Genomic DNA, 24,383 nt, shown 5'->3' with positions numbered 1-24,383 from the left:
TCTGGGTAGGTCAAAGGGCGATTTGCAGCACAAAACGCTTAAACATGGCTGATTAAAAGCACGTTGTGCTTCCTTCACCTGAGTCAACGCAATTGTGTTTAAAATGCCGCCCGTTTAATGATCGACGCTGCCCGATGACCCCAGACGCCCTCGCCCTGCTCCACACTCACTTGCTGACCGCCCTGCGTGACGTGCCCGTGGAAACCCGTCGCCTGTTCCACGGCCGGGGTCGTTGCTGGCCGGGACTGGAGCAGTTGACCGTGGATTGGCTGCAAGGCGTGGTGCTGGTTTCGTTGTTCAAGGAGCCTGAGCCCGCGCAACTGCAAGCCTTGCAACACCAACTGCGCGAGCTCTGCGAAAGCCGCGAATGGCAACAGGCCGGCGCCCACACTCTGGCCCTGCAACATCGCTACTTGCCGCAAAGCACCACCGAATGGCTGTGGGGCGAGAGGGTCGAGGAATTGACCATCACCGAAGGCGGCCTGCGTTATCGCATCGACCTGGGCAAAAAGCAGAACAGTGGGCTGTTTCTGGATATGCGCTACGGCCGCAACTGGGTGCGCGAACACGCCCGTGGCTTGCGAGTGCTGAACCTGTTTGCCTATACCTGCGGGTTTTCCGTGGCCGCCATCGAGGGCGGGGCCGAGCATGTGGTCAACCTGGATATGGCCCGTGGCGCCCTGAGCCGGGGTCGCGACAATCACCGGCTCAATGGCCATGACCTGGGCAAGGTGAGCTTCCTGGGGCATGACTTGTTCAAGTCCTGGGCGAAAGTCACCAGCAGCGGCCCCTATGACCTGGTGATCATCGACCCGCCGTCGTTTCAGAAAGGCAGCTTCCTGCTGACCAAGGACTACCAGCGCGTGCTGCGTCGCCTGCCCGACCTGCTGACACCCCAAGGCACGGTCTTGGCCTGCATGAATGACCCGGCGCTGGGCGAAGACTTCCTGATCGAGGGCGTCACCCGCGAAGCGCCGGGGCTGCGTTTTGAGCAGCGCCTGGCAAACCCGCCGGAATTTCCCGACATTGATCCGCAAAGTGGTCTGAAGGCCCTGGTGTTCCGTCAGGGCTGATGCCGAATCCTTCTGCGCTTGCTACGCTCAACCTAAGGCCTTGGTGGTGAACCTTATCCCCTCCTTCCCGGTCGATACCTGCATCCCTTGGCCAGATTCGACGCTCAACCGCCGTCGGCTGCCCCGTTTCACCTTTTGGAGAACGCCCCTGTGATATCGACCCTGCATGTAGCCAGACTCAAAGCCTGGGGCGCCCATGGCTTTACCGCCACCGGCGTGGTGCTGGCCTTCCTTGCGACGCTGGCGCTGCTGGAGAACCAACCCAAGGCCTGCCTGCTGTGGCTGGGCCTGGCGTTGATTGTGGATGGCGTGGACGGGTCGCTGGCGCGGCGGGTCAATGTGCAGACCGTGCTGCCAAGCTTCGATGGCTCGGTACTGGACCTGGTGATTGACTACCTGACGTATGTGTTTATCCCGGCGCTGTTTATCTACCGCTATATCGACCTGCCGGACTTCACCCACCTGTTCACCGTCTCGGTGATCCTGGTGTCGTCGTTGTTCTGCTTCTGCAACGTCAATATGAAGAGCAAGGACAACTACTTCCAGGGCTTCCCCGCAGCCTGGAATGTGGTGGCGCTGTGTGTCTACATTATCGACCCGGACGCCTGGATAACCTTGGCCACAGTGATCGGCCTGGCGCTGCTGACGGTGACGCCGATGAAGTTCCTGCACCCGTTCCGGGTCAAGCGCTTTATGCCGATCAATATTGCGGTGACCACGGTGTGGCTGCTGTGCAGCCTGTTGCTGGTGATCGACCAGCCGTACACCAACAAGCTGACCATGGGCTTGTGGTTGTTGATGTCGGCGTATTTCCTGGGGATTTGTATCTGGCGTACGGCGATGGAGTGGTTGGATAAATCGCGCAAGGCATAACCCGTGAAGTGTTGTGGCGAGCCGCCCTCGCCACAGCAACCCAGCGCAAGACCGGCAGTCAGAACGCCAGCTTGAAACCAATCAACCCCAGCATCACCGCCAGGCACGGACGCAGCAGCTCATCCGGCACCCGGCCGGACATATGGCTGCCGAAGTAGATACCCGGCAGCGAGCCCATCAGCAAGAACCCCAGCAAATGCCAGTCCATATTACCCATGCTCGCATGCCCAAGGCCCGCGACCAGGGTCAGGGGGACTGCGTGGGCGATTTCGGTGCCCACCAGGCGCTTGGTGGCCAAAAACGGGTACAGGATAAACAGCGCCACGGTGCCCAGGGCGCCGGCACCGATGGAGGTCAGGGCAACCATGGTGCCGAGGATCGCCCCAGTGAATACCGTCAACCCATTCAGGTTGCGCGGGCTCATATGGTAGTTGTCGCCCGCATGGCGCTGGGCAAAAGCCAACAATCGCTTCTTGAACAGAATCGCCAGGGCCGTGAGCAACAGCACCACACCCAGGGCTTGCTTGATCACTTCGTTCATCGCGCTGGGATCGGTATGCAGGCTCTTGAGGAACCACAGCGTCAGCAACACCGCCGGCACACTGCCCAGGGTCAGCCAGCCGGTGATGGTCCAGTCGATGTTCTTGTTCTTGCCATGCACCAGCACCCCACCGGATTTGGTGATGGCGGCATACAGCAGGTCGGTACCCACGGCGGTCGCCGGGTTGATGCCGAACCACAGCAGGATCGGGGTCATCAACGACCCTCCACCGACGCCGGTCATGCCGACGATAAAACCAACAATCAGGCCCGCCACCACAAAACCAAAATTACCCACATCCATTACAGCTACCTGCGGCCTTATAAAATTCTGGCGGCAGCATAGCGATTTTTCTTATAACTACTTATATCAATACGATCTGACTTTATTCCTTTTGTGTTTTGCAGATTTATTTGCCGCACCGTGCATCCAATCGGCCACGCCGTGAGTAGTACAGGAAGCAGCCGCAGCGCTGCTCAGCTGTTCACCCTTACGGAGAGACACCGATGAACGCTAAACCCCTGCTCTGCCTGACCTGCCTGCTGATTGCCGCACCGGCGGCCTTTGCCCAGACCAGCCTGCCCGACAGCATCAAGGTGCCGGACGGGCACAAGCTGATCCTGGAAACCACCGGTGTCGGCGAAATCACCTACGAATGCCGCGACAAGGCCAACGCTGCCGGCCAGACCGAGTGGGTCTTTGTCGGCCCCAAGGCGGTGCTCAACGATCGTAGCGGTAAGCAAGTGGGTACCTACTTCGGCCCGCCTGCCACCTGGCAGGCCAAGGACGGTTCGAAAGTCACCGGCACCCAACTGGCCGTGGCGCCGTCCAGCGCCGGCAACCTGCCCTATCAGTTGGTCAAGGCCAATCCGGCTGAAGGCCAGGGTGCCATGACCGGCGTCAGCTATATCCAGCGCGTGGCGCTCAAGGGTGGCGTGGCGCCGAGTGCCGAATGCAGCACCGCCACCAAGGGCCAGCAGCAAGTGGTGAAGTACCAGGCGGACTACCTCTTCTGGGCGGCCAAATGATCCGCCCGGCCAGAAAACTCGTCTAAGCTGCTGCGATAGCACCCCGGCCACTCTGGGCCGGGGGTTGACCCTGAAATGGCGGCCCCAGTCCTTGCCCGAACTTCTCTTTGACTATGAAGCCTGCCTGTTGGCCTGCGCCCGTGGCGAACAGCAAGCCTTGCGTCAGTTGTATGAACACGATTGCGCCCGTCTGCTCGGCGTGGCCAAGCGCATCGCACGGAACACGGCCCTGGCAGAGGACATCGTGCATGAGGCATTTATCAACATCTGGAACGGCGCCAGCGGGTTCGACCCGCGCCGGGGTTCGGCCCGTGGCTGGGTGTACAGCGTGACCCGGCATATGGCGCTCAACGTTATGCGTAAAAGTCAGCGTGAGGTCGCGCTCAGTGATGAGCACGAACGCACACTGGTGGCTGAGCCCACGGCCGAGCACTTCGAGTACCGCGCCCGCAGCGGCAAGGTTTATCAGTGCCTGGAGCATCTGGAACCGTCGCGCCGCAGTTGCCTGTTGCATGCGTATGTCGATGGCCTGTCCCACAGTGAAATCGCACAGAAACTGGACACCCCGCTGGGGACTGTCAAAGCCTGGATCAAACGCAGCCTCGCGGCCTTGCGTGAGTGCATGGCATGACACCCGACGAATTGGACGAACTGGCCAGCGAATACGTGCTGGGGACCTTGGCCGCAGATCAACGTTTGCAGGTGCAGCAACGCCTGGAACACGACGCGCCCTTGCGCGCGGCGGTGGATGCCTGGGAACAGCGCCTGCTGCCCCTGACCGAACTGGCCGAGCCGCTGGCGCCGTCGCCCTACCTGTGGCGACGCATTGAACGCAGCCTGGGCCATCACACCCTGGGCGATGCGCGGTCAGTGCCGTGGTGGAACCTGCTCGCCCTGTGGCGTGGCCTGGCCGGTGCAGGCTTGTTGGCCAGTCTGGTGCTGGCCACACTGCTGCTGACCCGCCCCGCCGCCGTCAACCCGACCGCCTACGTGGTGGTGCTGATGGCGCCACAGAGCCAGGCGCCGGGCTGGGTGATCCAGGCCAGCAACGATCAGCAAATCCAGCTGATCCCCCTGGGCGTGGTGCAGATACCGGCAGACAAGGCGCTGGAATTCTGGACCAAGGGTGATGACTGGCAAGGCCCGGTTTCGCTTGGGTTGGTCAAGCCGGGGCAAAGCCTGTCGATCCCCCTGGATAAACTGCCGCCGCTGGCGCCCAACCAACTGTTCGAGCTGACCCTGGAAGGCCCCAATGGCTCGCCGACCGGCAAGCCGACCGGGCCGATCCAGGCGATTGGCCGTGCGGTAAAGGTGATCTAGCACTGGATTAAAACGCTGACTCGCGCCATCCTCCGCGTTTTACGCCGCCTTATCTGCGGCGCTTGACGCTCAAAGGATATGTTCATGCACGACCACGCCCTCGCCCCTGCCGATTTCGAGTTCATCGAAGACATTCTGCTCAAATACGGCGACGACAACTCGGTGTTGAACCTGGCCGAGCTCGACGGCTACTTCACGGCCCTGGTGTCCGGCCCGGCGCCGGTGGACGTTGCCATCTGGTTCCCGGCCATCTGGGGTGGGCAGGTCCCGGCCTGGGAAAGCAAGGAAGAACTCGGGCAGTTTATCGACCTGTGCACGCGCCATCTCAACAGCCTTGCCCTGCAGTTGGCCAGCGATGCCCAGGGTTTTGAGGCACGCTTTGAACAAACCGAACACCAGGACCAGCCGCTGACCCTCGCCGAGGAATGGTGCTTTGGCTATATCCGTGGCGCCGCGATCAGCGAATGGCCGCCCCTGCCGAGCGAACAGGCGGCACAGTTGGAAGCCATCTCCTGGTGCGCCGAGCAGGACAACTTCGAATTGCCGGCCGACCTGGATGTCGCCGCCCATCAGCAGCAGGTGGCGCGCATCGAACCAGCCGCCAGGGCCTTGCATGCCTATTGGCTGAGCCAGCGCGGTTAAACCTGCGCCACGATTTGACCCTGCCGTGCCGGATGGTCGATTATTCGTCTCCGCCAGCCGGCCACTCCCAGCCACCGCGCCTTGAATCAGGAGCCTTGTACCTTGAGTTCGCAGAAAACCGTGACCGTGACACCGCCCAACTTTCCATTGCACGGCAAGGTAGCGCCTCCCGGCTCCAAATCCATTACCAACCGCGCTCTGTTGCTGGCGGCCCTGGCCAAGGGCACCAGCCGCCTGAGCGGCGCGCTGAAAAGCGACGACACCCGGCATATGTCCGTGGCCTTGCGCCAGATGGGCGTGACCATTGACGAGCCGGATGACGTGACCTTTGTCGTCACCGGCCACGGCAAGCTGCAACTGCCGGCGCAACCCCTGTTCCTGGGCAACGCCGGCACCGCAATGCGCTTTCTTACGGCCGCCGTGGCGACCGTGGAAGGCAGCGTGGTACTGGATGGCGACGCGTACATGCAAAAGCGCCCGATCGGCCCGCTGCTGGCGACCCTGAACCAGAACGGCATCCAGGTTGAAAGCCCCACCGGCTGCCCGCCCGTGACCGTGCATGGGCGCAGCAAGGTGCAGGCCAAGCGCTTCGAGATCGACGGCGGCCTGTCCAGCCAGTACGTGTCGGCGCTGTTGATGCTCGCGGCGTGCGGCGAGGCCCCTATCGAGGTGGCCCTGACCGGCAAGGACATCGGCGCCCGTGGCTATGTCGACCTGACCCTGGATTGCATGCGCGCGTTCGGCGCCCAGGTGGACGTGGTCGACGACAGCACCTGGCGCGTGGCCCCCACCGGCTACACCGCCAACGATTATCTGATCGAACCCGACGCTTCGGCGGCCACCTACCTGTGGGCGGCTGAAGTACTCACGGGCGGCAGCATCGACCTGGGCGTCGCGGCCCAGGACTTCACCCAGCCCGACGCCAAGGCCCAGGCCGTGATCGCGCAATTCCCGCAGATGCCGGCCACAGTGGTCGGCTCGCAGATGCAGGACGCCATCCCGACCCTCGCAGTGCTGGCGGCGTTCAACAACACCCCGGTGCGTTTCACCGAACTGGCCAACCTGCGGGTCAAGGAATGCGACCGCGTCCAGGCCCTGCATGACGGCCTCAACGAGATCCGCCCGGGGCTGGCGACCATCATCGGTGACGACTTGCTGGTGGCCAGCGATCCGGCGTTGGCGGGCACTGCGTGCACCGCACTGATCGACACCCACGCCGACCACCGCATCGCCATGTGCTTTGCGCTGGCGGGCCTGAAAGTCTCGGGCATCAAGATTCAGGACCCGGACTGCGTGGGCAAGACCTATCCTGAGTACTGGAACGCCCTGGGCAGCCTGGGCGTGCAACTGACCTACTAAGCCGTCAGCACCAGCGTGGGGAGGGAGTGATCATGACAATTCGCCAACCCTGCCCACCGGCTGTGTGTGACTGCGAGCGCGAGCAACTGCTCGAGGCCCCCGGTGCCGACCAGCGCATCCTGCAACTGACCCGCCAGGAAGAAAAAAAGCTGCTCGAACGCCTGGAAAACCTGCAAAGCCTGGCCGACCTGGAACGCATGCAACACCTGATGCACCAGCAACTGGGCATCCGCGTGCATATCGCCCCGGGGCATACCGAAGTCAAAAGCATGCGCGGGATCCAGATCGTCATCGACGACCTGCCGGGGCTGTGTCGCAAGACGCGGCAGTCGATTCCGGCAGCCATTCGCAAAGGGATGGAGAAACGGCCGGAGATTGCTTATCGGTTGCTGGATGCCCATGACCTGTTTCGCGACAGCCCGCCGTTGTTGTGAGCAACGGGCTTGATCAGACCCGTTGCCACAACAGCCGCCGGTCAGGCCAAGCGGTTTTGCACAAACACCTGGGCCTTGCGCGCCATCTGATCGAAATGCCGGTCCCGCTGTTTCTCGGCGTCGATCATCGCGCGCTTGCCGTGTTTGTTTAGCAAATAGGTGTGAATCTGCCGCACTTCCAGGGAGCTGTAGATCGACGCCACATCCAACACGCCCATCAGGCCATCGGTGCTGTAGTCACGGGTATTCATCAATACCTGAGTGCCACGCACGCCGCGCACCTGAAAGCCCATGGCTTCGAACGCCGGGACTTTTTCCACCGCGCAGGTCAGTTCGCCGTGGGGGTAACGGCCGAGCATGTCATCCATCATCGCCCGCGCCACGCCCTGGCGGCGGTGGCTGGCATGCACGGCCATATAGGTCGCGCCACAGGCCTCGGGGTCATCCTTGACCGGCAGGTACAGCAGGAAGCCAATGACCTTGGCCGGATCCTGCTCATCCATCGCGACAATCAGCTCAACCGCAATGCCCTTGCCCCCGCCCAGCGCTTCCAGGTACAGGTGCACTTCGTAGCCGATTGCATATTGGTAGATGTTGTACAGCAGGTTGCTCGGCGGGATGGCGACCATGCTGATATCGGTCAGGTAGTCGACCACCATCTGCAGAATCTGGCTGTTGACCGGCTCGGGGCATGGGCTTGCGTAGTGGGTAAGGGTGAACATCGAATTCCTGTTTCCTGGTATTTCGCATCAAGGCTGGCGGGATTGTACCCGTTCTGCGCCACACACCTCGCGCAAACAGCCACGCAACCAACGATGCGCGAGGTCGGCATCCAGGCGTGGATGCCAGAGCATCGCCACGCTGAACTCCGGGACGTCGACCGGCAGGGCAAAGCTGAACAGACCATCGCGCAGGCCATGGGTATAACGCTCTGGGACGCTGGCGATCAGGTCGGTCCTTTGCGCCAGTGCCACGGCGGTGGAGAACCCGGTGACGATAGTCGCCACGTCACGCTTGAGGTGCAAGGCCTCAAGGGCATCGTCGATCTGCCCGCGCTCGCGCCCGCGCCGGGACACGTAGATATGCCGGCCGGCGGCGTAGCGCGCAGGGGTGATGGGCCCCTGGCTCAGTGGATGGCCGGCGCGGACCACGCCGATAAAACGGTCGCGAAACAGTAACTGGGTCAGCACTTCGGGGTTGGCCGTGCTATCGACCACGCCGGTTTCCAGGTCCACGCCGCTGTCGCGCAGCGGTGTGCCGGGCTTATGCACAAAGTGCAGGCGTACGCCGGGCGCCTGCGCGGCGATATGGGCCAGCAGCGCCGGGCCAAAACTCTCGACAAACCCTTCGCTGGTGCGCAGCACAAAGGTTCGCTGCAGGCTCTTGAGGTCCAGGACCTGCAGCGGACGCAGCAGTGCTTCGGCGTCCTGTACCAGTTGGCTGACCCGTTCGCGCAGTTCCAGGGCGCGTGGCGTCGGCACCAGGCCTCGGCCGGCGCGCACCAGCAACGGGTCACCGGTGGTTTCACGCAGCCGCGCCAACGCCCGGCTCATGGCCGAGGGGCTCAGGCCCAGGCGCTGGGCGGCACGGGCGACGCTGCCTTCGGCGAGCAGCACGTCCAGGGTGACCAGCAGATTGAAATCGGGAAGCGACACGGCAGCAATCCTCATCAGGCGTTTGACGCAGGTATAGAGTGCAACTGCTGCGTCTTCCGCCATGCTAGGCGAGACCATAGAGTGCAGGCAACGACTAGGTGCAGCACAAGGAAAATCCCATGACGTCCCCTACCCCACGCGGCGCGCTCGCCGGTTTATCGTTGTGCATGCTCCTGGCTGCACTGGGCACCAGCATTGCCAATGTCGGCCTGCCGCAGATGGCCGAGGGCTTTACGGCAGCCTTTGCAGCGGTGCAATGGGTGGTGCTGAGTTATCTGCTGGCGATCACGGCCGTGCTGGTGGGTGTGGGCCGCCTGGGGGATCGGTTCGGCCATCGACGCCTGCTGCTGGCGGGTGTGGCGGTCTTCGCCGTGGCATGCGCCCTGTGCAGCGCCGCGCCCTCCCTCGGTGCCTTGGTCGCGGCGCGGGCGCTGCAAGGGCTCGGCGCAGCGACCATGATGGCAATGACCATGGCGCTGGTCACCGCCACCGTGCCCAAGGAGCAGACCGGGCGCGTCATGGGTTTGCTGGGAACGATGTCGGCGGTGGGTACCGGCTTGGGGCCGGCCATCGGTGGCGCACTGATTGCGGCGTCGGGCTGGCGCGCGCTGTTCCTGGTGATGCTGCCGTTGGCCGCCCTGGCGTTCGTGCTGGTGCAGCGCACACAGGCCGACAGAGATCCGCCACCACCCGCTGGCGGCCGCGTCAGTGTCTTCTCGGCACTCCATGACCGAGCCCTGGGCGCCGGGCTTGGCATGAGTACGCTGGTGGCGGCCGTGATGATGACCACCCTGGTCGCCGGGCCGTTTTACCTGAGCCATGGCCTAGGGCTGGATCCCACGCCAATGGGCCTGGCCATGGCTGTCGGCCCTTGCGTCGCGGCGCTCGCGGGCATACCGGCCGGGCGCCTGACCGACCGCTGGGGCAGCTATGCCACGACGCTTGGCGGCCTGTTGTGCATGCTCGCCGGCTGCTTGATGTTGGTGTTGCTGCCCTTGGGCGCTGCAGGTTATATCGGCGCGCTGGTGATCCTCACCCTGGGCTACGCGCACTTTCAGGCGGCCAACAACACAGCGGTGATGAGCAATCTGTCGGCGGACCGACGCGGCGTGATCGCGGGCTGGCTGAACCTGTCGCGCAATCTGGGCCTGATTATCGGCGCCTGGGCCCTGGGCGCGGTGTTTGCCTGGGGCACTGGCGATCTCCAGTCAGCCCTCCCCGCAGCAGTCGGCCAAGGCTTGCGCGTGACCTTTGCGGTGGCCGCAGGGCTGGTTGTGCTGGCGCTGCTGCTGGCCTTGGGGCGCCAGGTAAAAACGCTGCAAGCCACAGCGGCGCCTTGACAAGGGAAAATCGTAACAGCTATTGTCTGACAACCTGATCACCTAGGTTTTGCCATGCTTGAGCTTCAGCGTCCAGATTCCCTCGTTGTGCGTGTTGTCAGCGCCATACGGGCCGAGATTGACTCCGGACAACTGGCGCCCGAGTCGCGCCTGCCCACCGAGCAGCAATTGGCGGAACAGTTGAATGTCAGCCGTTCGGTGGTGCGCGAGGCGATTGCCCAGCTCAAGGCCGATGGCGTGCTGACCGCCCGCCGTGGCCTGGGCTCGTTTATTTCGCAGACCCCGGCCGGTACGGTGTTCCGCTTTCCGGAAAAAAATGGCCGACGCCCTGACCTCGCGCAAATGTTCGAAGTGCGCCTGTGGATCGAAACCCAGGCGGCCTCCATTGCCGCCCAACGCCGCGACGCCGACGACCTGCAACGCATGAAACGTGCCCTGCAGGAAATGCACGATAAGCGCGCCGACTTTGAGGCCGCTGCACTGGCCGACGTGGAGTTTCACCGGGCCATCGCCGACGCCAGCAAAAACGAGTATTTCGTCGCCTTCCACGACTTTCTGCGCAGCCAGTTGGCCAGCGCACGCAAGACCGCCTGGGAAAACTCGGCGTCGCGCTTTGCCAGCGGCTCGGCGGACGCCACCCAGGAACACCAGGCGCTGTACCAGGCCATCGTCGACGCCGACCCCCAGGGTGCCGCCGCCGCCGCCGAGGCGCATTTGCGTGCCGCCGCCAAACGCTTGCAACTGGAGCTGCCGGCCACCCATTGATCCATCGAACACCTATAAAGCGTGCCCGCGGGCACGCTGTTTTTTTAACAAAAACATTAGTCTGACAACCTGATAAGCAGACTGAAATGTACTGATTTAGGTAGCCCACATGATTTATGACTTTTGCATCATCGGTGGCGGCATTGTCGGCCTGGCCACCGCGATGGAGTTGCTCAAGCGCCAGCCCAACGCGTCCCTGGTGATCCTGGAAAAGGAACCAGTGCTGGCCAAGCACCAGACCGGCCACAACAGCGGCGTGATCCATGCCGGCATCTACTACGCACCCGGCAGCCTCAAGGCCGAGTTGTGCAAGCGTGGCGCCGAGGCCACCAAACAGTTCTGCAGCGAGCATGGGATCAAGTTCGAGGTGTGCGGCAAATTGCTGGTGGCCTCCACGGCCCTGGAAGTGCAGCGCATGGAAGCGCTGTATGTGCGCTCGCAGCTCAACGGGATGAAGGTCGAGCGCCTGGACGCCGAGCAACTGCGTGCCCGCGAGCCGAACATTGTCGGCCTGGGCGGGTTGTTCCTCGATGCCACCGGGATAGTCGACTACCGCCAGGTCTGCGAAACCATGGCTGCAGTGATTCGCCGCAACGGGGGTGAGATCTGCCTGGAAAAAACCGTCACGGCGATTGCCGAAGACACCGACAAAGTCACCGTCAGCACCCACGACGGCGCCTGGCAAGCGCGGCACCTGGTGGTGTGCGCGGGCCTGCAATCGGACCGCCTGGCGACCCTGGCCGGGATTGATATCGACCACCAGATCATCCCCTTCCGTGGCGAGTATTTCCGCTTGCCCGCGTCGAAGAACAACATCGTCAACCACTTGATCTACCCGATCCCGGATCCGGAGCTGCCGTTTCTGGGGGTGCACCTGACCCGCATGATTGATGGCAGCGTCACCGTCGGCCCCAATGCGGTGCTGGGCCTGGGCCGGGAGAACTACAAGAAGTTTTCCGTCAACTGGAAGGATGTGGCCGAGTACGCGCGCTTCCCCGGCTTCTGGAAAACCATCTGGCAGAACCTCGGCTCCGGCAGCGTGGAAATGAAGAATTCGTTGTTCAAGTCCGGCTACCTGGAGCAATGCCGCAAGTATTGCCCATCCCTGGAACTCGACGACCTGCAGCCCTACGAAGCCGGGATCCGCGCCCAGGCGGTGATGCGCGACGGCAGCCTGGTGCACGATTTCCTGTTCGCCCAGACGCCGCGCATGTTGCACGTGTGTAACGCGCCGTCACCGGCGGCCACCTCGGCGATTCCGATTGGCGAAATGATCGCCGACCGCATGTTCACCCCCAACTAAACACCCCCTGTAGGAGCTGTCTCGCCCCGCGAGGCTGCGATGACGGCGGCGCAGGCAACCAATGTATCGCCTGACCCGGCGCTATCGCAGCCTCGCCAAGGCTCGACAGCTCCCACATTTGATCGCGTTCGCAACACCCTAATAAATATAATGACTGAGAAGGAAGTACAGCATGACGGCAAAAGCCCACACCCCGGCCACGGTGGAAACCCCGGCACAAACCAAGAAGCGCCTGCGCAAGGTGGCTGCTGCCACCATCTTCGGTTCGATGCTGGAGTGGTATGACTTCTACCTCTACGCAACCATGGCGGCGATTGTCTTTTCGAAGATCTTCTTTGATAACAGTGACCCGAAAACCGCGACCCTGATGGCGTTCTCCACCTTTGCCATCGGCTTTATCGCCCGCCCCTTCGGCGGCATCCTGTTCGGCTACCTGGGCGACAAGTTCGGCCGCAAACATGTGCTGGTGTTGACCTTCTGCATGATGGGCGTGTGCACCACGCTGATCGGCCTGATCCCCAGCTATGCCTCGATTGGCATCTGGGCGCCGATCATTCTGGTGTTTATCCGCATCATCCAGGGCCTGGGCGCCGGTGCCGAGCTGTCGGGCGCGGCGGTCACTTCCTACGAGCATGCTTCAGAAGGCAAGCGCGGCAGCCAGGGGGCCTGGCCGGCGCTGGGCTTGAACCTGGGCCTGCTGCTGTCGTCGCTGACCGTGTACCTGCTGACCATCAATGGCAATGAGTTCCTGTTGGCCGGCGGCTGGCGCATCCCGTTTATCTGCAGTATCGCCCTGGTGGGTGTGGGCCTGTGGGTGCGTAACAGCATCCCGGAAACCCCCGAGTTCAAAGAACTGAGCCAGGAGCCGGCCAAGGCCAAGGTCTCGCCGCTCAAGGCCCTGTTCAAGAATGACCTCAAGGGCCTGGCGGTGGTGTTCTTCGTGGCCATTGGCTACAACGCCCTGAGCTACATCTTCAAGACCTTCTCCCTGGCCTATCTGACGCAGTTCAAGGGCGTTGATGTGCACGTCACTTCGCTGTCGGTGACCATCGCCAGCCTGGTGGCGATTGTCGCCGTGCCATGCTTCGGTTGGCTGTGTGACAAGTGGAGCAGCAAGTCGGTGCTGGTGCTGGGCGGCGTGCTGTCGCTGATGTTCGCCTACCCGTTCCTGGCGCTGTTGAACACCGGCGAAAGCCTGATGATCTACCTGGCCATCGGGATCGGCACCGGGATCCTCGCGCCGATGATGTTCGCGCCACAGGGCTCGTTCCTCAGCCGTCAGTTCCCGACCCAGACCCGTTCTTCGGGTTTCGGTACCGGCCGTGAAATCGGCACGGCTATCGCCGGTGGCCTGGCGCCTTTGGGGGCCTTGTCGATGGTGGCTGCCTCGGCCACTCACTCGACAGACGGCGTGGTGATCATTCTGGCCATCGCGTCAGTGCTGGTGGTGGTGTTTGCCCTGTGTGACCAGGGTCGCAAGCACTCGGCATTCAAGAACTAAGGGCAAAATATTGCCCAAGGGGTGCATCTGCGCCCCTTGATCGCGCATCATGGGCACTTTCATGCTCAAGGGAAACGTCCATGCGCGTTCTGTCATTGATGATGGGTGTTACCACGCTGGCCGCCAGTCTGGTGTTTTGCGCCACCGCGTCGGCGAGCGAAGAGAGTCAATTGATCGACTCGATCAACCAGTACCGCAGCCAGGTGCAGCGCTGTGGCGACCAGGGCTCCCAGGAGTTGCCGCCGCTGGCGGTCGACCCACGCCTGGTGTTGCCGGTCAATAATGTCGGCGATTTGCAGCAGGCCCTGGCCCAGGTGGCCTACCCGATGGTCAACGTGCAGGCGATCAGCCTGTCCGGGCCTCGCGACTCGCAATCGGCGATGAAAGCGGTACGCGAGAGCTTCTGCCGGGTGGTGCTCGACCCGCAATTCGTCGACATCGGCGTCAGCAACAATGGCCAGGACTGGCGCATTGTCCTCGCCCGCCCACTGTTGAGCCGTGGCTTGGCCAGCTCCCAGGACGCCGGCCCGCAGTTGCTGGAGATGGTCAACGCCGCCCGCAAACAACCGCGCCAGTGTGGCGAGCAAGCCTTCGCGGCCACCACGCCGCTGGCCTGGAACGCCCAGTTGGCCAGCGCCGCCGACAGTCATGCACGCAATATGGCCAACCACAACTTCTTCGACCACCTGGACCGCGACGGTCGGACCCCGGGCGACCGCGCGGAACTGGCCGGTTATGTGGCGCAACAGATCGGCGAGAACATCGCGGCCGGCCTGGACACGCCGCGCAAGGTGGTTGACGGCTGGCTCGCCAGCCCCGGGCATTGCGCCAACCTGATGAACCCACAATTTCGCGAATTGGGCGCCGCCTATGGGCTGGATCCGAAAAGCGATGCGGGGATTTACTGGACGGCATTGTTGGGCACGCAATAGCGTCGAAACGAACAAGGTATTGAGTCGATGACAGACTGGCTGCAAGGCGGCGGTGAGATGGCCGAACGGGTTCGCCGCCATGACTGGGCCAACTCGCCCCTGGGGCCAATAGAGCAATGGCCGGACGTGCTCAAGACCACGGTGTCCCTGAGCCTTGCTTCCCGTTTCCCTCAGGCGGTGGTGTGGGGGCCCGAATTGATCACGCTGTATAACGACGCGTTCATTCCGGTGCTGGGCAACAAACCAGAGGCACTGGGCCAACCCTTCAGCACGATCTGGCAGGAAGCCTGGAGCCAGATCCGCCCGATCGCCGATGCTGCATTCGACGGCCAGGCAACGTTTATCGAAGACTTCCCACTGATCGTCGAGCGTGGCGCGGCGCCGGAACAGGCTTATTTCACGTTCTGCTATAGCCCGATCCGCGACTCCACAGGCAAGGTGGTGGGGATGCTCGACACCGTGACCGAGACCACCAATACGGTGTTTATGACGCGCCGCCTGGCCGTGCTGGATGCCATCAGCCTCGGTGTGGCCAACGCCACCGATCCGGCGGCGATCATGGCGGCCACCACGCGGGTGCTGGCGACCCACCTGAACCTGTCCAACTGCGCCTATGCCGACATGGAGGCCGACGAAGACGGTTTTACCATCCGCGGCAACTGGGCCGCAGAAGGCTCGCCCAGCATCGTCGGGCATTATCGCCTGACGGACTTCGGCCAATTGGCGGTCGAGCGCCTGCAGGCCGGCGAGCCGTTGATCATCAATGACAACCTGACGGAGCTGACGCCCGAGGAGGCCGCGACCTTCCAGGCCATTGGCGTGACGGCGACGATTTGCATGCCGCTGATCAAGTCCGGGCGTCTGACCGCGCTGATGGCCATTCACGACCGCGTCCCGCGGCGCTGGTCTTCCTACGACCTGGCGCTGCTGGGTGAGGTCACGGAGCGCTCCTGGGCCCATATCGAACGGGTGCGGGCCGATGCCATTGTGCGTGAGGGCCTGTCGGCGCTGGCCGATTTGAATGCGACCCTGGAGCAACGGGTCATGGAGCGCACCACCCTGCTCAACCAGACTGAAGCGGCGTTGCGCCAGTCGCAGAAGCTCGAAGCCATTGGCCAGTTGACCGGCGGCGTTGCCCACGACTTCAACAACCTGCTGACAATCATCCGCTCGTCGGTGGACTTCCTGCGCATGCCCAACCTGCCCGAAGAGCGCCGCGAGCGATACATGAGTGCGGTGACCGATACCGTAGAACGCGCCAGCAAGCTGACCAGCCAATTGCTCGCCTTCGCCCGGCGCCAGCCGCTCAACCCACAAGTGTTCAATGTGGGCCAGCGCGTGCAAAACATCGGCGACATGCTGGAGACGCTTACCGGTGCGCGGATTCACGTCCGCGTCCAATTGCCGGAACAGGCGTGTTACGTCTGCGCGGATTCCAGCCAGTTTGAAACCGCGCTGATCAACATCGCCCTCAACGCGCGGGATGCAATGAATGGCCAGGGTACGCTGGTGTTACGCCTGGACCGGGACCAGCCGTTGCCATGCATTCGCGGGCATGGCGGCTCCGGCAAACCCTTCGTCGCGATCTCCCTGGCGGACACCGGCAGCGGGATTGCCTCGAGTACCTTTGAACGCATCTTCGAACCGTTCTTCACCACCAAGGAAGTCGGCAAAGGCACCGGGCTTGGGCTGTCGCAGGTATTCGGGTTCGCCAAGCAGTCGGGAGGCAATGTCGATGTCGCCAGTGTGCTCGGCCAGGGCACCGTGTTTACCCTGTACCTGCCGCAAGTGGAGCCGGAGACGATCCTCGACAACGTGGTCGAGACGCCGCTTGAACTGGCCCCGGACGCCGGGCGACGGCGCATCTTGATCGTGGAGGACAACCTCGAAGTGGGCCGCTTCGCCAACCAGATTCTGCAGGACCTGGGCTACCAGACAGTGTGGGCCACCCATGCCGAAGAAGCCCTGGAAATGATCGGCCCGGATGCCCGGGCATTCGATGGGGTGTTCTCCGACGTGGTGATGCCCGGCATCGGTGGCGTGGCGCTGGCCCGGGAGTTGCGCCGGCGCCGGCCCGATCTGCCGGTGATCCTCACCTCCGGCTACAGCGAGGAACTGGCCAAGTCCGGTTATGACGGCTTTGAGTTTCTCGCCAAACCCTACTCCGCCGACCAGGTCTCACGGGTGCTGGCCAAGGCTATGGGCAAGGACTGAAGCCTAGGACGCGACCACCACCTGGTTGCGCCCCAAGGCCTTGGCGCGGTACAGGGCTTTGTCGGCCGTGTTCATCAAGTGCTGCAAGTCGTCGCCCACGGCAAGCGTCGAGGCCACCCCCAGGCTCGCACTCAACACCTGCACCGGGTCAATGGTCAAATCGGCAATGGCGCGGATCAGTTGTTCGCCGATGTCCCGTGCTACCTCAAGCGTGGTGTCGGGCAACAACACCGCAAACTCCTCGCCCCCCAGGCGGCCATAGATATCCGTCTGGCGAAAGGAGGCGCTGATCACCTGGCCAATCTGCTGCAACACCCGGTCACCCGTCTGGTGGCCGTAGGTGTCGTTGATGGCCTTGAAGTGATCCATGTCCAGCATCAGCGCACACAGGGGCTGGCGAGTGCGTTTGCATTGGTCATACAGCACCTGGGCCTTTTCGAAAAACGCCCGGCGGTTCATCAGCCCGGTGAGTTCGTCGGTCTCGGCAGCGCGCGTGGAAATACTGTGGGCCCGCTCTATTTCGCGGGTCAGGCGAAAGGCCTTCTCCAGGGCCTCGGACAATTTCCGTGAGGCGCCTACGACAAAGGATGAGAACACCAGCACTGCGATAGCCATGCCCATTTGCATCTTGGAAGGTTGAAACAGCAACCACAGGGTGCACGGCAACAGCACCAGGGCCATGGACACCATGGTCATGTAGCGGTAGGCCGAGTAACACGACACCGCGCTGACGGACATCCCCACGGTAAAGAGGATGACCAGCGCCTGGGTCAAGCGGTCATCGGTGGGCATTATGGCAAGGGCACCGGCGCCCCAGATCCCCGCAGAAAGCACCAGCGTAAGCCAATAATGGAGCTCCCAGCGGCGCGGCGTGCGCTCACTTCTGGGGCTGCGAAAATACTGGAAAAACATCAAAAAGCGCAGGAGCGACGAGCCGGACAGCAAGATCAGCCAGCCGATCATCAGGTCGCGATCAAGGCGGTCCCAACACAACCAGCACAACATGCCGGCGGCCAGATAGCTGCCGAAAACCGCAGAAAAGGATTGGCGAAACAACTGATGCAGGCAATCAGTCCGCACCTGCGCTTCGATGAAAAAATCCTGGTCCTGCTCACGCCCAAGGCCATTCATTTGATTCGCCTGATCAGTAGTGCCGCGACAAAATGGCATTGTGGCACCCTGCCAGTATCCAGAACAGCGAAATCCGCTGTAGATACCGCGTAAACGCCCATGTTAAAGCCATCGCGCCTCTGTAGGAGCTAGCTTGCTGGCAATGGCGATATGACTGTGAGCTGCAACGCCACGTCGCCCAGCGTCGACAGCTACTGCGGGTTTTCAATCCTGAGCCACGACCAGCGGGCCTGATAGCTTCTGGCCTTCTGCTGAAACAGATCCGGCTGCGGGGTGATGGGGTTGAGCCGGAGTATTCCCTGTTCGATGTCGGCCAAACCGAAAGGTGCATAAATTTCGCCCGTGTCTACGGCCAAGGCGATGCAGGTGCCCGCCACCAAATAGCGATCCACCCCATCCATGGCCGAGTGCAACTGGGGATAAGGCATGCCGAACCGCTGCGGGTACCAGAGATGCACACGCGCCTGGTTCTTCACTTCAATGTTCGCATGCAGGTCGCGGAAAAGTTCGGCGGCGCGCTCAATCACCGCATTCTCGGCTTCCCAGGACAGATCGGGATCGAAGTAGAACACGTCGTAATCCTTCACGCCCCAATCGGCGCTCAAACCGGCCTGATGATTCCACACCGCCTGGAACAGGCAACCGGCCGTCAGCAGGCATTGATCCAGGCCAAGGGCTGGCAGGCGCGCGGTCATTTCAGCATTGATGGGGTTGGTCATCGCCAACTCAACCAGCCTCTGGGTCGTCAGTCTCATGTGCAGTCCGTTGCCATTGCTCGTGTTGAGGGCAAAGGTTATACCAGGGTTTCGTTACCCCTTGAACGCAGCCTCGATGGCCGCGATGTCGATTTTCACCATGCCCATCATCGCCTCGAACGCACGCTTGGCTGCGGCCGGATCGGGGTCGGTGATCGCCGCTGTGAGCACCCGCGGGGTGATTTGCCAGGAAAGCCCCCACTTATCCCGGCACCAACCGCACGCAACCTCCTCGCCACCATTGCCGACAATCGCCTGCCACAGGCGATCCGTCTCGGCTTGGTCGTCAGTGGCGACCTGGAATGAAAACGCCTGGTTGTGCTGGATACCCGGCCCGCCATTGAGGCCCAGGCACGGGATGCCCATGACGGTGAATTCCACGGTCAGGACATCGCCCTGCTTACCCGCCGGATAGTCACCCGGGGCTGTATGTACGGCCTCTACGCTGCTGTCCGGGAATGTCGCGGCATAGAACCTGGCAGCGTCCAGGGCGGCGCCGTCGAACCAGAGGCAGATGGTGTTTTTGTGGGTCATCTGGATACTCCAAAAAAGGCCATTGACCGCTACAGTCTAGCCCTACCGTGAGCGGGCCCAGTGACGAGCAATCAAAGCGTACCGCACGACACCGACTTCATGCCCAGCCAGGCCAGCGCACGCGTGGCACTCATGGGCCGCGCGCAGAGGTAGCCCTGGCCCAGCTCGCAACCGAGCTTGAGCAAGCCCTGGCGCTGGCTTTCGTGCTCGACGCCCTCGACCACCACCGCCATATCCAGCGCTTGAGCCAATGCCAGGGTGCTGCTGATCACTGCACGGTTACGGCTGCTGGTTTCAAGGTCGCGGGCGAAACGGGCATCGAGTTTGATTTCGGTAAAAGGCAGTTGGCACAGGCGCTCCAACGACGAATAGCCGATACCAAAATCATCAATGGACAGGCCGGCGCCCATCATCCGCAAGCGAATCAAGGTTTGCAGCACCCCGGGCGAGACCTGCAGTAATCCGCTTTCAGTGATTTCGAAGGTCAGGCGCGAAGGATGGATGGCGTAGCGCTCCAGCGCTGCGCACAGACGCGGGAGCAAGGACTTACAAGCCAGTTGCCCGGCCTCCAGATTAAACGCCAGAGAGAGCACATGCCCCTGTTCCTGAGCCGTCTGCTGGAACGCCAACGCCTGTTCCAGCAGGCTGAAAAACAGTTCATCCATCAAACCGAAACGCCCTGCCGGGGCGAGGAAATCAGCCGGGGGTAACACGCCAAACTGAGGGTGTTCCCAGCGCGCCAGCACTTCAAGACTGTCGCTTTTACCGGTCATCAGATTGAACTTGGGCTGGAAAAAGGCCTTGAGCTCATCCCGTGCAATAGCGTGCTCCAAACGTGCTTTGCTCGCGCGGGTATGGCGCGCCTGCCGAGAGACGGGGTGCCCGGCAGCGACCGTGGTTTCCAGGTATCGGGTCAACAGCGCCGCAATCGCCACCGCTCGCACCGGAGCATCGACATACCCCAGGAAACTCACCCCCAGCAGGCCGAGCATCCGTTCGATGGCGTCATGCAGATCCTGGGCATGGCTACTGCAAATGATCATGGACCTGACCCACCGAGTGCGGCTGAGTGCTTCGAGGGTCGTCAGCCCTTGCAGTCCTTCCTCCTTAAGGGTGCACAGCACGATATCCACCGGCCCTGTGCGGTCGAGCAGTTCCAGGGCCGCGGCCACGTCGGCCACGCCCATCACCCACTCACACCCCGAGTCCTTGAAGACCTGAGTGGCAACGAGCTGCTTGAAGGGGTGCTCTTCGACGACCAGAACACGAATTGGTAGAAAGGACATGACAAATCACAGACGACAGGGAAGTACGGCCATTCTCGTCACGCTTCCTACCGGCGTATTTAGGAAAAGTCTTAAATGGAAAACGAAAACTCCATGGTTTGAATACGTCGCAAATCAACTGAGAGCGCTGGCTTACCTGCTCCCTCAGTTGATTTGCGCATCACTGCCCTACATCTCGTAACGCAACGCCAGGCCCACCGTGCGCGGTGCGCCTACATCGACGATATCGCCACTGCGGTTGTTGGTGATGTATTCCTTGTCAAAAGCGTTTTTCACGAAGCCGGAGACCGCGATATTTTTGCTGACTTTGTACTCGGTGTTGAAGTTCATCAGCCAGTAGTTGTCGCTCCGGCGCTCGCCCGTGACGTTGCCTGCGGTATCAAACCTGTATTCCGAGGGCGCGGTGCTTTGATACACCAGGTCGGTGTTCAGGGTCAGGCGATCATTCCAGCGGTAGGTACCGCCCAAGGACAGTTTGTACTTGGGCGAGTTGAGGAAGCTCTCGCCGCTCATATTGCGGCCGTCGCCGGTCACGAAGTCCTTGTACTTGCCCGCAGTGATCGAGCCGCCTGCCGTCAGGGTCAGTTGTTGGCCGAGGTCTTTCTCGACAAACACTTCCAAGCCCTTGATATCGCTGCTACCGGCGTTGAACACCTGGACGAAATCGGTGTGGCGCTCCAGCACACTGACCTGCTGGTCTTTCCAGTCGGTGTAGTACAGGTTGGCGCGGGTACGCAGAGTCTTGTCGAAGAACGAGCCACGGTAGGACAGCTCGTAATTGGTGGTGTATTCCGGGTCGTAGCCCTCGTGGCCGCCACCGGCGCGGACGTTGACGCCGCCACCGCGATAGCCCTTCTGCACCATCACGCCAAGGTATTGGTTGGCAGCCAACTCATAGTCGAGGCCCAGTTTCGGCAGGAGCGCATCAAACGATTTGCTGACTTTTCCAGGGCTGGAGAAATCGTCCTGCTTGATGTTGGTGTCGTTGGTTTCGTGGTCGTAGCGCAGCCCGGTGATCAAGGTCCACTGCGGGGCGAATGTCCAGTTGATTTCACCGAACACGGCCTTGCTTTCAACGGTGGTATCGCCCTTGGCGGTACCAAACAGGACGTTGTCGAACAACAGGCGGTCGTGGAAGTTGTTGGTGTTGTGGCCGTAGTAGGCGCCGACAAAACTCTTCAGCGTGTCGCCACTGTAGTTCAGGCGCAGTTCCTGGCTGAACAGGTCGCCGTCCTGGGTGCGCAACACTACCTCGTTGGCGTCGGCTGACTGGTCGAAATCCAGGCGTGCGTCGTAATCGGAGCGAGTATTGGCAGTCAGGCTGGTCAGCGACCAGTTGTCGTCCAGGCGATAGTCCACCTTGGCGCTGAGCGTGTCCTGCTCAAGCTTGTCGTAGGCCCTGGTGTTGGACGTGATCTTGTAATAACGGATCTTGTCGTTCTGGCGCATGGCAGCGTTGTCGCCCTTGCGGCTTTCGCCATGGGCGTAGGTCAGCAACACATCCAGATCGTCGTTGGGCAGGATCAGTAGCTTGCCCCGGGCATTGCCGGTACGGGTCGGGTTGGCGTCGTCATGCAGGGCAACGTTGTCGATGTAGCCGTCGCCGTCCTGGTAATCCACGGCGATACGCGCGGCGATCTTGTCATCGACCAACGCGCCCCCACCGGCCACCGCTGCACCGCGCTCGCCATAAGTGCCCATGTTGGTGCGCGCGGAAAAACTCGGCTCGAACGTTGGGTTGCGGGTCTGGATCACCACTGCGCCGGCCAGCGAGTTGCGGCCCTGGGTGGTGGATTGCGGGCCGAGGAACACTTCGACCTGGTCGACGTCCCACAGCGGCATCGGGCTGAGGGTCAGGGCACGATTCGGTTGCACGGCGCCATCGACGAAGACCGACACCGCACCGTTGAGCGTGGCAGGGCCCTGATCATCGAAACCGGATACGGGCACGCCGCGAATCCCCCAGTTTTCATTGCCGGACTGGTTGTACACACCTGGCGTACGCGCAAATACGTCCACCAGATCACGGTCCTGCTTTTCACGCAGTTGCTGGTCGGTCACCACCACCACGCTCGACTGGGTCTGTTCCAAGCTGCGGTTGATCTTTTCACCGGTGACGGTGATCGGCGCGATCTCCAGAGCGCTTGCCGGTTCCGCGGCCCACGCACCGTTGCACAGGCAGATAGCCGAACCCACCGCCATTGTCGTTTTCTTTAAATTCACGCCCTGCTCCCCTACGCCTGTTTTTTGTTTTTTCTCGTGCCCGGAACGCTGTTTGTGCCCAGCCGGCGGGAGTCTAATTCAATCTTGATGTTAAAGAAATACAATTGATAACACATCTCATTCGTGGAATTTAGTGTCATGTAACGATGCTGATATCCCCGAACGTTTGCCGTACGTTGACCATTTCTGGAGCAGTGGTTATTATTCGAAAACCTACCGACCGGTAGGCAGTTTTTTTACGTTGGAGGCTGTATGAATTCGCAACCCACCCACAGGGTTCCCCTGAGGCTGGCTATTGGTCTGGGACTGATCGGCGCCCTCGGCCCGTCGGCGGTCGATATGTACTTGTCGAGCCTCCCGCAGATTGCCCACGAGTATCAGAGCAGCTTCGCCAGCGTGCAGTTGACCTTGACGTTCTTCCTCCTGGCCATGGGTGCAGGCCAGTTGATCTTCGGGCCCATCGTCGATGCCTATGGCCGGCGCCGCCCCCTGCTGGCCGGCCTGCTGTTGTTTACCCTGTGCTCATTAGGCGCGGCGTGGGCACCGACCCTTGAGACATTGATCGCTCTGCGTTTCGTCCAGGGACTTGGCAGCGCACTGACGCTGGTGGTGATCATGAGCATGGTCCGGGATGTCAGCGAAGGCGTGGCCGCAACCAAGCTCTTTGCGTTGCTGATGACCATCGAAGGGGTTGCGCCCATCTTCGCCCCGGCACTGGGTGGGATTATCGACACCCATTACGGATGGCGCGCGGTGATGCTGGTCCTCGCCGGGTTTGGCCTGGCCGTGCTCGGCAACAGTTGGCTGTCGCTGCCGGAAACCCTGGCCCCCAGCCAACGGGAACCGCTGCGCCTGGGCGCGGCGTGCCGGACTTACCTGACCATCGCCAGGGACCCGCACTTCCTGCGCCCGACCCTCGCCGTGGCCGCGGTGTTCTTCTTTCTGTTTGCCTACATCGGCGGTGCAACCCTGGTGTATCAGCAAACCTATGGCCTGAGCCCGCAAGCGTTTGGCATGCTGTTCGGCGTCACGGGCGTGGCCATCCTGATCGGGGCCATGAGCGCCGGGAAACTGGTCAGCCGCCTTGGCTTGAACCGTCTTTCCTTGATTGGCGTGTCGTGCATGGCGGGTGGCTCGGCAATCGCCCTGGTTTCCAGCGTTACCCTCCTGAGCCTGCCCGGTATAGTGGCGGGCATGGCGGTTGCCCTGTTTGGCCTGGGCATCGCGGAGTCCACGCTAATGTCGCTGGTAATGTCCTCGCAAAAACGCGCGCTGGGCTCCACCGCCGCACTGTTGGGGGCATTTCAACTGTCGATCTCCGCCAGTGCGACGCCGATCTCGGCCTTGGCGCTGACCTATGGACCAGTAGCTTGGGCCGCGTTGCTGCTGGCCAGCGCGTTGCTGACTTGCCTGCTGACCACCACCAGCCTCCCCCGGGGTGCTGGGCAAACCTATGACCTGACCGGGCACTGAT

Annotated in this window: 23 protein-coding genes; 15 read left to right on the top strand and 8 right to left on the bottom strand. The window is 62.0% G+C overall.

Going from position 1 to position 24,383, the window contains the following annotated elements; all coding sequences use genetic code 11:
* Window positions 1–134 precede the first annotated feature (134 nt).
* Window positions 135–1,073, top strand: coding sequence for a class I SAM-dependent methyltransferase (locus PSH73_RS10995; RefSeq protein ID WP_057959537.1), 939 nt, complete (start codon window positions 135–137; stop codon window positions 1,071–1,073).
* A gap of 150 nt (window positions 1,074–1,223) precedes the next feature.
* Complete coding sequence (pcsA, locus tag PSH73_RS10990; protein ID WP_057441892.1) at window positions 1,224–1,946, top strand: phosphatidylcholine synthase; 723 nt, start codon at window positions 1,224–1,226, stop codon at window positions 1,944–1,946.
* Window positions 1,947–2,004: 58 nt separating this feature from the next.
* On the opposite strand, the gene PSH73_RS10985 is transcribed toward pcsA, so the two are convergent.
* Window positions 2,005–2,790 (bottom strand): sulfite exporter TauE/SafE family protein, encoded by a 786-nt coding sequence (locus tag PSH73_RS10985; protein ID WP_057441891.1) that lies wholly within the window; start codon window positions 2,788–2,790, stop codon window positions 2,005–2,007.
* Window positions 2,791–2,993: 203 nt separating this feature from the next.
* On the opposite strand from PSH73_RS10985, the gene PSH73_RS10980 reads away from it, so the two are divergent.
* From PSH73_RS10980 to PSH73_RS10955, 6 genes are all read left to right on the top strand, one after another.
* Complete coding sequence (locus tag PSH73_RS10980; RefSeq protein ID WP_057959536.1) at window positions 2,994–3,515, top strand: DUF3455 domain-containing protein; 522 nt, start codon at window positions 2,994–2,996, stop codon at window positions 3,513–3,515.
* Between the two features lie 91 nt (window positions 3,516–3,606).
* Window positions 3,607–4,146 carry a sigma-70 family RNA polymerase sigma factor gene (locus tag PSH73_RS10975; protein WP_057959535.1) on the top strand — a complete coding sequence of 180 codons (540 nt, stop codon included), beginning with the start codon at window positions 3,607–3,609 and terminating at the stop codon, window positions 4,144–4,146.
* Window positions 4,143–4,835, top strand: a complete 693-nt coding sequence (locus tag PSH73_RS10970; RefSeq protein WP_057959534.1) for an anti-sigma factor domain-containing protein — start codon at window positions 4,143–4,145, stop codon at window positions 4,833–4,835. Before PSH73_RS10975 ends, PSH73_RS10970 begins: the two co-directional genes overlap by 4 nt.
* Window positions 4,836–4,919: 84 nt before the next feature.
* A complete protein-coding gene (locus PSH73_RS10965) occupies window positions 4,920–5,477 on the top strand; it encodes a UPF0149 family protein (protein ID WP_057441885.1) in 558 nt (185 codons plus the stop codon).
* A gap of 102 nt (window positions 5,478–5,579) precedes the next feature.
* Entirely contained in the window at window positions 5,580–6,836 is a 1,257-nt protein-coding gene (aroA, locus tag PSH73_RS10960; protein ID WP_169990554.1) for a 3-phosphoshikimate 1-carboxyvinyltransferase, read from the top strand.
* A 32-nt stretch (window positions 6,837–6,868) separates the two neighbouring features.
* Window positions 6,869–7,270 (top strand): hypothetical protein, encoded by a 402-nt coding sequence (locus tag PSH73_RS10955; protein WP_057959531.1) that lies wholly within the window; start codon window positions 6,869–6,871, stop codon window positions 7,268–7,270.
* A gap of 41 nt (window positions 7,271–7,311) precedes the next feature.
* Here the strand turns inward: PSH73_RS10955 and PSH73_RS10950 are convergent, their stop codons facing one another.
* Together PSH73_RS10950 and PSH73_RS10945 are read right to left on the bottom strand one after the other, a co-directional pair.
* Window positions 7,312–7,992 (bottom strand): GNAT family N-acetyltransferase, encoded by a 681-nt coding sequence (locus PSH73_RS10950; protein ID WP_198831197.1) that lies wholly within the window; start codon window positions 7,990–7,992, stop codon window positions 7,312–7,314.
* 27 nt (window positions 7,993–8,019) lie between these two features.
* Entirely contained in the window at window positions 8,020–8,925 is a 906-nt protein-coding gene (locus PSH73_RS10945; RefSeq protein WP_305462468.1) for a LysR family transcriptional regulator, read from the bottom strand.
* Between the two features lie 119 nt (window positions 8,926–9,044).
* Here PSH73_RS10945 and PSH73_RS10940 point away from each other — a divergent pair, with 119 nt between their 5' ends.
* The 6 genes from PSH73_RS10940 (at window position 9,045) to PSH73_RS10915 (ending at window position 16,980) form a co-directional block, all read left to right on the top strand.
* Window positions 9,045–10,265: an MFS transporter gene (locus tag PSH73_RS10940; RefSeq protein WP_057959529.1), complete on the top strand. Its 1,221-nt coding sequence runs from the start codon at window positions 9,045–9,047 to the stop codon at window positions 10,263–10,265.
* Window positions 10,266–10,319: 54 nt separating this feature from the next.
* Entirely contained in the window at window positions 10,320–11,030 is a 711-nt protein-coding gene (locus PSH73_RS10935) for a FadR/GntR family transcriptional regulator (protein WP_057959528.1), read from the top strand.
* 109 nt (window positions 11,031–11,139) lie between these two features.
* Entirely contained in the window at window positions 11,140–12,333 is a 1,194-nt protein-coding gene (lhgO, locus tag PSH73_RS10930; protein WP_198818324.1) for an L-2-hydroxyglutarate oxidase, read from the top strand.
* Between the two features lie 172 nt (window positions 12,334–12,505).
* A complete protein-coding gene (locus PSH73_RS10925) occupies window positions 12,506–13,834 on the top strand; it encodes an MFS transporter (protein ID WP_169990555.1) in 1,329 nt (442 codons plus the stop codon).
* Between the two features lie 80 nt (window positions 13,835–13,914).
* Window positions 13,915–14,766, top strand: a complete 852-nt coding sequence (locus PSH73_RS10920; RefSeq protein WP_198792765.1) for a CAP domain-containing protein — start codon at window positions 13,915–13,917, stop codon at window positions 14,764–14,766.
* A 27-nt stretch (window positions 14,767–14,793) separates the two neighbouring features.
* Entirely contained in the window at window positions 14,794–16,980 is a 2,187-nt protein-coding gene (locus tag PSH73_RS10915) for a response regulator (protein ID WP_057959525.1), read from the top strand.
* Between the two features lie 3 nt (window positions 16,981–16,983).
* On the opposite strand, the gene PSH73_RS10910 is transcribed toward PSH73_RS10915, so the two are convergent.
* The 5 genes from PSH73_RS10910 to PSH73_RS10890 form a co-directional block, all read right to left on the bottom strand.
* Complete coding sequence (locus PSH73_RS10910) at window positions 16,984–18,111, bottom strand: GGDEF domain-containing protein (protein ID WP_057959524.1); 1,128 nt, start codon at window positions 18,109–18,111, stop codon at window positions 16,984–16,986.
* A gap of 191 nt (window positions 18,112–18,302) precedes the next feature.
* On the bottom strand, window positions 18,303–18,866 hold the full coding sequence (locus tag PSH73_RS10905; RefSeq protein WP_057441870.1) for a nucleotidyltransferase family protein: 564 nt from the start codon (window positions 18,864–18,866) through the stop codon (window positions 18,303–18,305).
* Between the two features lie 54 nt (window positions 18,867–18,920).
* Complete coding sequence (locus tag PSH73_RS10900) at window positions 18,921–19,400, bottom strand: VOC family protein (RefSeq protein WP_057441868.1); 480 nt, start codon at window positions 19,398–19,400, stop codon at window positions 18,921–18,923.
* A 71-nt stretch (window positions 19,401–19,471) separates the two neighbouring features.
* The gene (locus PSH73_RS10895) at window positions 19,472–20,686 is read right to left on the bottom strand and encodes an EAL domain-containing protein (protein ID WP_057959523.1); all 1,215 of its coding nucleotides are present in this window, start codon (window positions 20,684–20,686) and stop codon (window positions 19,472–19,474) included.
* A gap of 168 nt (window positions 20,687–20,854) precedes the next feature.
* Window positions 20,855–22,909, bottom strand: coding sequence for a TonB-dependent receptor (locus tag PSH73_RS10890; RefSeq protein WP_057959522.1), 2,055 nt, complete (start codon window positions 22,907–22,909; stop codon window positions 20,855–20,857).
* Window positions 22,910–23,161: 252 nt separating this feature from the next.
* Between PSH73_RS10890 and PSH73_RS10885 the strand changes: the two genes are divergently transcribed.
* Window positions 23,162–24,382 (top strand): multidrug effflux MFS transporter, encoded by a 1,221-nt coding sequence (locus PSH73_RS10885; protein WP_120732799.1) that lies wholly within the window; start codon window positions 23,162–23,164, stop codon window positions 24,380–24,382.
* Window position 24,383 lies beyond the last annotated feature (1 nt).

This window comes from Pseudomonas sp. FP2294 (genome assembly GCF_030687625.1).
GTDB lineage: Bacteria > Pseudomonadota > Gammaproteobacteria > Pseudomonadales > Pseudomonadaceae > Aquipseudomonas > Aquipseudomonas shahriarae.
Note: the sequence above shows the minus strand (reverse complement) of the source record. Positions and strands in the feature narration are given on the sequence as shown.

Bases quoted from the DNA above. Each gene is read 5' to 3' on its own strand.
- PSH73_RS10985 (WP_057441891.1), bottom strand. From the start codon at position 2,790: ATGGATGTGGGTAATTTTGGTTTTGTGGTGGCGGGCCTGATTGTTGGT.
- PSH73_RS10970 (WP_057959534.1), top strand. From the start codon at position 4,143: ATGACACCCGACGAATTGGACGAACTGGCCAGCGAATACGTGCTGGGG.
- PSH73_RS10910 (WP_057959524.1), bottom strand. From the start codon at position 18,111: ATGAATGGCCTTGGGCGTGAGCAGGACCAGGATTTTTTCATCGAAGCG.
- PSH73_RS10920 (WP_198792765.1), top strand. From the start codon at position 13,915: ATGCGCGTTCTGTCATTGATGATGGGTGTTACCACGCTGGCCGCCAGT.
- PSH73_RS10925 (WP_169990555.1), top strand. From the start codon at position 12,506: ATGACGGCAAAAGCCCACACCCCGGCCACGGTGGAAACCCCGGCACAA.
- PSH73_RS10980 (WP_057959536.1), top strand. From the start codon at position 2,994: ATGAACGCTAAACCCCTGCTCTGCCTGACCTGCCTGCTGATTGCCGCA.
- PSH73_RS10995 (WP_057959537.1), top strand. From the start codon at position 135: ATGACCCCAGACGCCCTCGCCCTGCTCCACACTCACTTGCTGACCGCC.
- PSH73_RS10965 (WP_057441885.1), top strand. From the start codon at position 4,920: ATGCACGACCACGCCCTCGCCCCTGCCGATTTCGAGTTCATCGAAGAC.
- PSH73_RS10940 (WP_057959529.1), top strand. From the start codon at position 9,045: ATGACGTCCCCTACCCCACGCGGCGCGCTCGCCGGTTTATCGTTGTGC.
- PSH73_RS10955 (WP_057959531.1), top strand. From the start codon at position 6,869: ATGACAATTCGCCAACCCTGCCCACCGGCTGTGTGTGACTGCGAGCGC.
- PSH73_RS10935 (WP_057959528.1), top strand. From the start codon at position 10,320: ATGCTTGAGCTTCAGCGTCCAGATTCCCTCGTTGTGCGTGTTGTCAGC.
- PSH73_RS10950 (WP_198831197.1), bottom strand. From the start codon at position 7,992: ATGTTCACCCTTACCCACTACGCAAGCCCATGCCCCGAGCCGGTCAAC.
- PSH73_RS10895 (WP_057959523.1), bottom strand. From the start codon at position 20,686: ATGTCCTTTCTACCAATTCGTGTTCTGGTCGTCGAAGAGCACCCCTTC.
- PSH73_RS10915 (WP_057959525.1), top strand. From the start codon at position 14,794: ATGACAGACTGGCTGCAAGGCGGCGGTGAGATGGCCGAACGGGTTCGC.
- PSH73_RS10900 (WP_057441868.1), bottom strand. From the start codon at position 19,400: ATGACCCACAAAAACACCATCTGCCTCTGGTTCGACGGCGCCGCCCTG.
- PSH73_RS10905 (WP_057441870.1), bottom strand. From the start codon at position 18,866: ATGAGACTGACGACCCAGAGGCTGGTTGAGTTGGCGATGACCAACCCC.
- lhgO (WP_198818324.1), top strand. From the start codon at position 11,140: ATGATTTATGACTTTTGCATCATCGGTGGCGGCATTGTCGGCCTGGCC.
- PSH73_RS10885 (WP_120732799.1), top strand. From the start codon at position 23,162: ATGAATTCGCAACCCACCCACAGGGTTCCCCTGAGGCTGGCTATTGGT.